This is a genomic window from Micromonospora sp. WMMD736 (assembly GCF_049179015.1).
Lineage (GTDB): Bacteria > Actinomycetota > Actinomycetes > Mycobacteriales > Micromonosporaceae > Micromonospora.
Genome location: NZ_JBMHMI010000001.1, coordinates 4,680,344 through 4,690,144, shown reverse-complemented (window position 1 = coordinate 4,690,144; position 9,801 = coordinate 4,680,344). Strand labels below are relative to the sequence as shown.

Below are 9,801 nucleotides of genomic sequence, written 5' to 3'. Positions count from 1 at the left end.
CGTCACGCTCCACCTGTGGGCAGGGAGACGGTGAACGTGCTGCCCCGACCGGGCTCGCTGGTCAGCTCCAGCGTGCCACCGAGCAGGGTCGCCAACCGCCGGGCGTACGGCAGACCGAGGCCGGTGCCGCCGACCCGGGTCGCGCCGGGCACCTGGTAGAACTCCTCGAAGATTCGATCGTGCAGCTCGGGGGCGATGCCCGGGCCGGTGTCGCTGACCTCGAAGTTCCACCGGTCGTCGTGGCGTCGGGCGCGCAGCCGTACCTCGCCGCGCTCGGTGAACTTGAGACCGTTGTGCAGCAGGTTGCGCAGCACCTGACCGAGGAGCACCTCGTCGGTACGCAGCACGGCCGGCGCGGTCGGCTCCTCCACCGTCAGCTCCACCCCGGGCCGGGTGGCCAGCGCCCGCATGGTGCCGCGCAGTTGACCGAAGACCGGCCGGAGGTCCACGTCCGCCCAGTCCGGCTCGATCCGGCCCGATTCGGCCTTGGCGAGGTCCAGCAGTTCGTTGACCAGGCCGAGCAGGTCCTCGGCCGAGGAGCGGATGAGGCCGACCTGACGGACCTGTTCGGTGGTGAGGGGGTCGGACGAGGAGTCCGCGAGCAGGCGTCCCAGCCCGATGATCGCGGTCACCGGAGCGCGCAGCTCGTGGCTGACGTTGGCCAGGAAGCGGCTCTTCGACTCGCTCGCGGCGCGCAACTGGGCGGACTTCTCGTCCAGCTCGGCGTAGAGGGCGACGACTCCCCGGTTGGTCTCCTCCAACTCCTCGGTGAGCTGGTTGTAGAGCGCCACCACGCCACGGTTGGTCTCGGCCAGTTCCTCGTTCAGCACGGCCAACTCGTCGCGCTGGCTGCGCACCTCGTCGAGTGCCGCGATGAGCTGGCCGTTCTGCACGGTCAGTTCGTCCAGCGCGCTGCCCGGCGCGGTGCGGCCGAGTTGGGCACGGAACTCGGCCAGCCGCTCCGGAATCGGCGTCGGCGCGTTCGCCGGGACTCTGCGGGACATCCTTACGACCGTAACCCCCTCGACGGTCGTCACGCTCAGGGTGTCGACCAGGCGGGACACCGCAGCGGACTGCGGCTCGTACCGGCCGTCCGGGAGGGGAGTCACCGGTGCCAGGTCGGCGCGGAGGTGGAAGCGGCCGTCGGCGCCCCCATCGACGTGGAAGGTGACGTCCGCGCCGTCGGTTGTCCGCAACAGGTCCCGGGCGACCTCGCTGAGCGCCGTCGCGATCCGTACCTGGTCCTGGTGTTCGAGGCCAACGACGCCGGCCACCTCGCGGCCACGCTGGCGGATGACGAAGATGTCCTGTTCGACGCGGAGCGCCATCTGCAGCAGCGGCTCGGCGGCCGGCACGCTCGGGTCGACACTCATGCCCAGGACCTCGCCACCAGGACGCAGGCGTCGTCACGCCGTACCCCGGCGTCGCGCAGCAGGGTGGCCGCCAGCACCAGCGGGGACCGTTCGGCGACGCCCGGGTAGTCGGCCATCCGCCACCGGTCGACGACGCCGTCGCTGTGCATGACCAGCCGGTCGCCCGGCCCGAACGGGTAGTCGTAGCCGCGTACCGTCGGCCGCTGGTGCCCGGCGATGCCGGGCAGCGACACGAGCCCGCGGCGCTGTCCGTCGCTGTCGACGATCACGCCGGTGATGTTGCCCAACCCGGCGTAGTGCAGGACGTGGCCGGCCAGTTCGGCGACCGCGAGCGCGGCCCCCCGGGTGTGCGACATGCTCCGGTGCAGGTGGCTCACCACCGCCGCGGGCGGGCCGGCCGGGGCGCCCCGGAAGGCGGCGAGCGCGGCCTCGGTGGCGGCGGCGGCCAGCGGGCCGTGCCCGAGACCGTCGCTGACGAGCACCTGGTGCCGGCCGTCGACGAGCCGCACGGCGTACCCGTCACCGCTGACCGTCTCGCCGGGGATCGGCCGGGTGAGGCCGCCGGCCCAGGACGGTGCCGCCGGTTCGGCCGGCCAGACCTGGACGGCGAAGACCGTCCCCTTGCCGGGCAGGGAATACCCGTCGAACCAGCTCGCCTGCCGGACGATGGCACCGAGGCCGATGCCGAGCGTGCCGGTGGTGGAGTGCCCGTCGCGGGAGGAGACGGTGAGGTCGGCCATGCCGGGCCCGGAGTCGATGGCGACCATCTCCACGCCGGCCTGCCCGGCGCGGCGGACCGGCCGCAGCAGCAGGACTCCGTTGTCGGCGTGCTTGACGAGGTTGCTGGTCAGTTCGGCGGCGACGATGGCCAGGTCCGCGATCCGGGCGGCACCCATCCCGACCTGCTCGCCGAGGCGTTCGGCCGCACGTCGTACGGCGCTGGCCGCGCTGCTGGCCTCCACGCGGAACCAGATGCCACTGTCGGTGACCGCGTCTCCGTTCACCGGGCCCACTTGGTGACGGTGATCCGGGTGCCGGTCTCCGCCGATGTCTCGATCTCGAACTCGTCGACCAGCCGACGGGAGCCGCTTAGGCCGAGGCCGAGCCCGCCACCGGTGGTGTACCCGTCGGTCAGGGCCAGGTCGAGGTCGGCGATGCCCGGGCCGGAGTCGGCGAAGACGATCCGGAGGCCCTTGCGTCGACCGCTGTCCACGGTCGTCACCTCGACGGTGCCGCCGCCGCCGTACACCAGGGTGTTGCGGGCCAGCTCGCTCGCGGCCGTGACCACCTTGGTCTGATCGACCAGCGACAGTTTGACGGCGACCGCCACCGACCGGACCAGTTGCCGGACGCGGACCACGTCCTCGTCGCTGCGGACCGACTGCGCCTGCGGGTGGCCCAGTCCGATGTCCGTTGTCACGGCGTGGCCGTCTCGGCGTCCGGATCGTCGTCGAGCTGGTGGTCGAGCTCGTCGGCGTTGGCCGCCGCGATCAGCTCCATGCCGCGCTCGACGTTGAGGGCGGTACGGATGCCGTTCAGCGACAGCCCCAGTTCGACGAGGGTGATGGCGACGGCGGGCCGCATGCCGACCACCACCGTCTCCGCGTCGAGGACCTTGGAGATCGAGGCGATGGTGGAGAGCATCCGGCCGACGAACGAGTCGACGATGTCCAACGCCGTGATGTCGATGATGACGCCGTGGCAGCCGGTGGCCACGATCCGCTCGGCGAGATCCTCCTGTAGCTGGACCGCCGTCTGATCGGACATGTCGAGCTGGATGGAGACCAGCAGGATGTCACCGATCTTGAGGATCGGTACGCGTTCCATCAGGCGTCCCTGCGGGACTGGCGACGGGCGGTCTCGACCCCGGTGAGCCGCAACACGTGGCGCAGCGCGTCGGCGAGGCTGGCCTTGGTGGCGATGTCGCCGAACTCGATGCCGAGCGCCACGATGGTCTGCGCGATCTGCGGCCGGATGCCGGAGATGATGCAGTCGGCGCCCATCAGCCGGGCGGCCACCACGGTCTTCAGGATGTGCTGTGCGACCTGGGTGTCCACGGCCGGGACGCCGGTGATGTCGATGATCGCGTACGGGGAGCCGGTGTCGACCAGGGTCTGCAACAGCCGCTCCATGACCACCTGGGCCCGGGCGGAGTCCAGGGTGCCGACCAGCGGGACGGCGACCACGCCCTCCCACAGCTTGACCACCGGGGTGGAGAGTTCGAGCAACTGCTCGGCCTGGTCGGCGATCAGGCTCTCGCGGGTGCGTACGAAGCTCTCGAAGGTGAACAGACCCAGATCGTCGACCAGCTTGGAGTAGGCGACGAAGTCATGCAGCGCGTTGGCTGTGCCGGACTCCTGGAGCAACTCGGCCAGCACGTCCTTGAGCGCGAAGACGCTGATCGACGTCTCGGTGGCGGAGAAGCCCTGCCGGGCCCTGCCCCGGGACAGCTCGGAGAGCGTGGCGCGCAGTTCGCCCGCGTTCTCGGCGGACAGGTCGAAGCTGCCCTGCTCGGCCACGCCGACGATGGCCCGGTGCAGGTCCTCGACCTGTCGGCGCAGCTCGGCGTGGCTCAGGCGGCCCCGCAGCGAGCCGGCGACGATGTCGGTCCACCGCTGCGTGACCTGCTCGGAATGCCCGCCCAGCAGCGCGGCGAGTCGACCACTTTCCTCGGCGTTCAACGCCATCGCGAAAACCCCCTCGACCTGGACCGGCCGGACTCTATCACCGGGGTCTGCACGAGTACTTGCTGCGCAGCAACGAAATGACGATCGCCACCGGATGCCGGCTCCCGTTCTGCGTACGACCCCGGTCGTGGGATACCGTTCCCCCGATAACAGGAGGTCTGGCGAATGTCCCTGACGGTGCACACGGAACAACGCGGCGACGTGGTAGTCGTGTCGGTCGCGGGCGAGCTGGACATGGCAACCGCACCGCAGTTGCAGGACCAGATCACCGACCTGCTCGACAAGGGCCGCAACCGGCTGGTGTTCGACCTGGCGGACGTCTCGTTCTGCGACTCGACCGGGCTGTCGGTGTTCGTTCGCGCCAAGAACAGCTGTGACGAGGCCGGCGGTGTGGTGCGGTTGGCCGCTCCGCAGCGGGGCGTGCTGCGCATCCTCGAGGTGAGCGGGCTCGTCGAGGTGCTGCACACCTATCCGACGGTGGACGAGGCCGTCGCCGGCGAACCGACCCCGGCGTCCTCCTGACCACTGTTTCGACCTACTCGTCCTCGACGTAGCGGGGACGGGCGATCGCCATGCCCGCCGCCGTCTGCACGGCGAGAGCGGCCAGCAGGAATCCGATGGGCGCCGTCCAGCCGCCGGTCATCTCGTAGAGGATGCCGACCGACAGCGGGCCGAGGGCGGCGATCACGTACCCGGTGCTCTGCGCGAAGGCCGAGAGCGCGACGGTCCCGTCGGCGGTGCGCGCGCGCAGACCGATCGTGGTGAGGATCAGCGGGAACGCCCCCTGGCCGAGCGCCAGCAGGGTCACCCAGAGCAGCGCGGCGCCGTGCGGTGCCAGTGCCAGCCCCAGGTAGGCCAGCGCCGACGCGCCGGTCAGGCCGAACACCAGCGGGCGCAGGGTGGCGAGCCGACCGGCGAGGGTGGGCATCAGCAGCGCGATCGGCACGCCGAGCGCGGTCACCCCGGCGAGCAGCAGCCCGGCCGCCTCGGGCCGGTAGCCGGCGTCGCGGAAGAGTTGGGCCAGCCAGCCCATGATCGCGTACCCGCTCAGCGACTGCGCCCCGAAGTAGATCGCCATGGCCCAACCCAGCCGGGTCCGTGCCGGCCGGACCCGCGCGGCGACGGCCGCCGTCGGGGTCGCGCGCCGCGCGCCCCGGCGGGTCCGCAGCGCCAGCGGCACCCACGGGAGTACGGCCACCGCGGCCAGCCCGGCCCAGACGCCCAGCCCGGCCCGCCAGGACCCGAAGGCGTGCGCGATCGGCACGGCGCTGGCGGCGGCCACCGTCGTGCCCAGGGTCAACGCCATGGTGTACGCCCCGGTGACGAGGCCGGTCCGGTGGCCGAAGTGCTGCTTGACCAGCATGGGCAGCAGGATGTTGGCGACCGCGATGCCGGCCAGCGCCAACGCGCTGGTGAGCACGAAGATCCAGGCCGAGTCGGTGGCGGCCCGGAGCACCTGGCCGACGGCCAGGGCGATCATGGCGACCACCAGCACCCGCGCCGGGGCGACCCGGCGGACCAGCCACGGGGTGAGCGCGCCGAGGCCGGCGAACGCGATGGTCGGCAGGGTGGTGACCAGCCCGGCCATGACGCCGGAGAGCCCCAACCCGGCGCGGATCTCGTCGAGCAGGGCGCCGAGGCTGGTGACCGCCATGCGCAGGTTGAGCGCCACCAGCAGCATTCCGACCAGCACCAGCGCGCCACCGGTCACCGGGTGCGTCCGCCGGGGCGCGGACTCCCGCGTCGGGTGGGTGGCGGCGGCGGGTGTGGGCAGGGCCGGAGCGGCGGCGGCTGGCGGGGTCATGACCTCTAACCTACAATCATGGGATGAATTCTGGGCCGGTGATGTAACCAGTGCCACCGTCGGTCGATTCCCCCGCCGCGCAGCCGGCCGTGCCTCCCCGGGGGCACCGCGTCCGGCAGACCATCGAGCAGCTCCGGGCCCGGATCCTCGGCGGGGAGTGGCCGGTGGGTGGCCGCATCCCCACCGAGCCACAGTTGGTCGCCGCACTGGGCGTCGGGCGCAACACGGTCCGCGAGGCCGTCCGCGCCCTCGTGCACGCCGGGGTGCTGGAGTGCCGGCAGGGCTCCGGCACCTACGTGGTGTCCACCGACGAACTGGCCCCGGTGGTGGCCCGTCGACTGGGCGACGACCGGATGACCGAGGTCATCGAGGTACGCCGCGCCTTCGAGGTGGAGGCGGCCCGACTCGCCGCGCTGCGGCGTACACCGGAGGATCTGGCGGCGCTCGACGGCGCGCTCGCCGACCGCGAGGCGGCCTGGCGCGGCGGCCGGGTCGACGCGTTCGTGGAGGCCGACGCGGCGCTGCACGTCGCGGTGGTCGCCGCCGCGCACAACGCCATGCTCGCCGAGCTGTACGCCTCGGTCGGCGTCGCCCTGCGCAGCACCGTCGCCCAGGCGATGGGTGACGCGCTCACGCCCGAGCGCTACGTCGACCACACCCGGCTGGTCGAGGCGATCCGGGCCGGCGACGCGGGTCGGGCGGCGATCGAGGCCGGTGCTTTTCTGGAGCCGGCCGACGGGGCATAGGTTGTCCGCGACGGAAAACCGGACACCTCGGGAGTACGGATGCTCAAGGGCTTCAAAGACTTCATCATGCGCGGCAATGTCGTCGACCTGGCGGTCGGTGTCGTCATCGGCGCCGCGTTCACGACCGTGGTCACGTCGCTGACCAACGCGTTCCTCAAGCCGCTCATCGCGCTCTTCGTGCTGTTGATCACGGGCAAGAGCAACGGCCTCGAGGGTGCCGCCTGGACAATCCGCGGCGTCGAGTTCGACTGGATCAGCTTCGTCAACGCGGTGATCACGTTCCTGCTCACGGCGGCGGCGCTCTACTTCCTCGTGGTGTTCCCCATGAACAAGCTGGCCGAGCGGCGCAAGCGGGGCGAGGAGCCGCCGCCGGCCGCGCCCAGCGAGGAGGTCAAGCTGCTGACCGAGATCCGGGACGCCCTGGTCTCCGCCGGTCACACCACCCCGGGCCAGCAGCGCGGGGCGCTTGACGACGTGCTGGGTCGGCGCACCGAGCCGCCCGCGCCGCGCTGATCGGAGCGGATGCACATCGGCCCCTGCGGGATTCCCGCAGGGGCCGCATCCTCTCGTACGTGTGTTCGATAGAGTCCGGCCATGGAGCAGCGCAAGCACTGGTGGAACGGGAAATGGGGGCGGCTGGCCCGACGGGACGTCTTCCTCCGGGTGGACGCCGATCGGTGGCACGTCGAGCAGCGGGCCGGCGGCGCCGAGGGCATCTCCCGGTTCTACGAGTACGGCAGCGCGGACGAGGCCGAGGAGACGGTCCGGGCGCTGCTCGACGGCACTGACACCTGGCGGGAGCTGTCGCCCCGTCCGCCGGGCGGCTGGACCCTCCCGAACGGCTGACCGACGGCCGGACGGTGGCGCTGGACGGCCGCCACTGTTGCGCGCTGCTCGGGGGCGATGTCGCTTCTGGCGGTGATGACTCTCCGGCATATTTATGCCTGAGGGTCATCAGGCCCTTCGGGGCGGTCGCCCCGGACCGGCCGGCGATGGCGTTTAGTGACGCGCCGCCTCGGGAACCGCTGAGAGATGGACCAGCAGGACGAGCAGCAGGCGACCATCTCGCGGATCACCACCGGGATGCCGGTGATCGACGTCGCGGGCACCGAGATCGGCACCGTGGACCTCGTCCAGCGGGGCGACCCGAACGCGGTGACCGTGCAGACCCCGACCGCCGACCCGGGCAGCAGCCTGGACGAGCTGATCGAGGCGACGGCGGTCGAGGAGCCGGACGTGCCGGCCGACTTGGCGGCACGTCTGCTGCACACCGGCTACCTGAAGGTCTCCACCGAGTCGGCCGACGGGGCCGTGTACGTCCCGGCCGACCGGATCGGTTCGGTGGCCGACGGCCGGGTCCTCCTCGCCGTGGGCATGACCGACCTCCCCCGCGAGGAGTAGCTCAAACGGGCGAGGCCGGGCGGCGGCGGAAGAGCAGCAGCATGAGGCAGCCGGCGATCAGCCCCCAGAACGCGCCTCCCACGCCGACAAGCGTCACTCCCGAGGCGGTCACCACGAAGGTGACCACGGCGGCCTCCCGGCCCTCGGGTTCGGTCACCGCCGCGGCGAGCGCGGTGGCGAGCGCGCCCAGCAGGGCCAGCCCCGCGACGGCCTCGATGAGGATCGGCGGCGCGACCGCGACCAGGGCCGTGGCCACGCCCGCGCCCAACCCGAGCAGGGCGAGCCCGACGCCGGCGGTGACCGAGGCGACCCACCGACGGTCCGGGTCCGGGTGCGCGTCGGGGCCGGCGGCCAGCGCGGCGGTGATCGCCGCGAGGTTGACGGCGTGTCCGCCGGCCGGGGCGGCCAGCAGGCTGGCGAGCCCGGTGGCGCGGAGCGCGGCACCGAACGGCGGACGGTAGCCGTAGCCGACCAGCACCGCCATGCCGGGCACGTTCTGCGCCGCCATGGTGACCAGGAACAGCGGCAGGGCCAGTCCGACCAGCGCGGAGACGTTCCAGGACGGCGCGGTCAGGGTGACCGACGGGATCAGCGCGGCCCCGCTCAGCCCGGCCGGCGGCGCGGTCAGCGCGAGCGCCACCACGGCCACCAGCAGCGCCCCGGGCACCGCCCAGCGGCGGGCGAACCGGTGCAGCAGCAGCCAGCCGGCCACCACCGGCCCGGCCACCAGGGGCAGCTCGACGAGCGCCCGGACCGGAGCGGTGCACAACGGCAGCAGCACCCCGGCGAGCATCGCGCCGGCCACCGGCTTGGGGATGGCGGCCACCGCCCGGCTCAGCGGCGGGAAGAGACCGGCCGCGACGATCAGCGCCCCGGAGACGAGGAACGCGCCCACCGCGACCGGCCAGCCGCCGGGCGGTGGCCCGGTCGCCACCAGCAGCGCCGCGCCCGGCGTGGACCAGGCGACGCTCATCGGAATGCGGTGCCGCCAGCCCAGCCAGGCTGCGGCGAGACCGCACGCCACGCAGAGCGCGAGCAGGCCGGAGGCCGCCTGCGCGTCCGACGCGCCGACCGCCCGGAGCCCGGCCAGGACGACGGTGAACGAGCTGGCGAAGCCGACCAGCGCGGTCACCACGCCGGCCAGCACCGGTTGCGCGCGTCCGCCCATGCCACCCACCCCCCATGTGTTCCGTTTACGGAACGACGGCGTGTAGCACCATAGTCGGATGCCGCAGCCACCACCAGCGGGCCGCCCCGGCCTCGACGTGGACCCCGCCGTCGTCGGTCGGCGCGTACGCGCCCTGCGCGAGGAGCGGGGAATCTCGCTGTCCACACTGGCCCGGCTCGCCGGCATCGGGAAGGCGACCCTCTCCGGCCTGGAACACGGCACCCGCAACCCGACCCTGGAGACACTCTGGGCGGTCACCGCGCAGCTCGGCGTGCCCTTCACCGCCCTGCTGGCCGACCCGACCCCCGGGCCGGTGGTGCACGGCACCGCCGTCACCGCCACCCTGCTGGAGGTGTTCACCGACACCGACGCGACCTACGAGCTGTACCGGATGCGCGTCGCGCCGGGCGTCGTGCAGACGTCCCCCGCCCACCAGCCGGGCGTCACCGAACACATCACCGTGTTCGCCGGGGTGCTCCGCGCCGGACCGGCCGACGCGCCACTGACCGCCCCGGCCGGCGGTCACCTCCGCTGGGTCTCCGACGTGCCGCACACGTACGCGGCGGTGGGCGACGAGGAGGTCGCCGCGAGCCTGCTGCTGCGCTATCCCCGCCGCTGAGGC

General features: G+C 72.7%; 13 protein-coding genes. 6 read left to right on the top strand and 7 right to left on the bottom strand.

Going from position 1 to position 9,801, the window contains the following annotated elements; all coding sequences use genetic code 11:
• Positions 1-2: 2 nt before the first annotated feature.
• From ACN269_RS21210 to ACN269_RS21190, 5 genes are read right to left on the bottom strand one after another with little or no spacing between them, the layout of a single operon-like run.
• Positions 3-1,373 (bottom strand): sensor histidine kinase, encoded by a 1,371-nt coding sequence (locus tag ACN269_RS21210; protein WP_421474049.1) that lies wholly within the window; start codon positions 1,371-1,373, stop codon positions 3-5.
• Positions 1,370-2,377 carry a SpoIIE family protein phosphatase gene (locus ACN269_RS21205; RefSeq protein ID WP_421474048.1) on the bottom strand — a complete coding sequence of 336 codons (1,008 nt, stop codon included), beginning with the start codon at positions 2,375-2,377 and terminating at the stop codon, positions 1,370-1,372. The genes ACN269_RS21210 and ACN269_RS21205 overlap by 4 nt, the downstream gene beginning before the upstream one ends.
• On the bottom strand, positions 2,374-2,793 hold the full coding sequence (locus ACN269_RS21200) for an anti-sigma regulatory factor (RefSeq protein WP_421474047.1): 420 nt from the start codon (positions 2,791-2,793) through the stop codon (positions 2,374-2,376). Before ACN269_RS21200 ends, ACN269_RS21205 begins: the two co-directional genes overlap by 4 nt.
• The gene (locus ACN269_RS21195) at positions 2,790-3,200 is read right to left on the bottom strand and encodes an STAS domain-containing protein (protein ID WP_421474046.1); all 411 of its coding nucleotides are present in this window, start codon (positions 3,198-3,200) and stop codon (positions 2,790-2,792) included. The genes ACN269_RS21200 and ACN269_RS21195 overlap by 4 nt, the downstream gene beginning before the upstream one ends.
• A complete protein-coding gene (locus ACN269_RS21190; RefSeq protein WP_421474045.1) occupies positions 3,200-4,060 on the bottom strand; it encodes an STAS domain-containing protein in 861 nt (286 codons plus the stop codon). Before ACN269_RS21190 ends, ACN269_RS21195 begins: the two co-directional genes overlap by 1 nt.
• Positions 4,061-4,225: 165 nt before the next feature.
• On the opposite strand from ACN269_RS21190, the gene ACN269_RS21185 reads away from it, so the two are divergent.
• A complete protein-coding gene (locus tag ACN269_RS21185) occupies positions 4,226-4,582 on the top strand; it encodes an STAS domain-containing protein (protein ID WP_007454464.1) in 357 nt (118 codons plus the stop codon).
• Positions 4,583-4,595: 13 nt separating this feature from the next.
• On the opposite strand, the gene ACN269_RS21180 is transcribed toward ACN269_RS21185, so the two are convergent.
• A complete protein-coding gene (locus ACN269_RS21180) occupies positions 4,596-5,864 on the bottom strand; it encodes an MFS transporter (protein ID WP_421474044.1) in 1,269 nt (422 codons plus the stop codon).
• A 50-nt stretch (positions 5,865-5,914) separates the two neighbouring features.
• On the opposite strand from ACN269_RS21180, the gene ACN269_RS21175 reads away from it, so the two are divergent.
• The 4 genes from ACN269_RS21175 (at position 5,915) to ACN269_RS21160 (ending at position 8,011) form a co-directional block, all read left to right on the top strand.
• Positions 5,915-6,610, top strand: a complete 696-nt coding sequence (locus ACN269_RS21175; RefSeq protein WP_421474043.1) for a FadR/GntR family transcriptional regulator — start codon at positions 5,915-5,917, stop codon at positions 6,608-6,610.
• Between the two features lie 39 nt (positions 6,611-6,649).
• A complete protein-coding gene (gene mscL, locus ACN269_RS21170) occupies positions 6,650-7,123 on the top strand; it encodes a large conductance mechanosensitive channel protein MscL (protein ID WP_421474042.1) in 474 nt (157 codons plus the stop codon).
• Positions 7,124-7,204: 81 nt separating this feature from the next.
• Complete coding sequence (locus tag ACN269_RS21165) at positions 7,205-7,456, top strand: hypothetical protein (RefSeq protein WP_355048337.1); 252 nt, start codon at positions 7,205-7,207, stop codon at positions 7,454-7,456.
• 186 nt (positions 7,457-7,642) lie between these two features.
• Entirely contained in the window at positions 7,643-8,011 is a 369-nt protein-coding gene (locus ACN269_RS21160; protein ID WP_421474041.1) for a hypothetical protein, read from the top strand.
• 1 nt (position 8,012) lies between these two features.
• Here the strand turns inward: ACN269_RS21160 and ACN269_RS21155 are convergent, their stop codons facing one another.
• Positions 8,013-9,179, bottom strand: coding sequence for a benzoate/H(+) symporter BenE family transporter (locus ACN269_RS21155; RefSeq protein ID WP_421474040.1), 1,167 nt, complete (start codon positions 9,177-9,179; stop codon positions 8,013-8,015).
• Positions 9,180-9,237: 58 nt separating this feature from the next.
• Here ACN269_RS21155 and ACN269_RS21150 point away from each other — a divergent pair, with 58 nt between their 5' ends.
• Positions 9,238-9,798, top strand: coding sequence for a helix-turn-helix domain-containing protein (locus ACN269_RS21150; RefSeq protein WP_421474039.1), 561 nt, complete (start codon positions 9,238-9,240; stop codon positions 9,796-9,798).
• Positions 9,799-9,801: the final 3 nt, after the last annotated feature.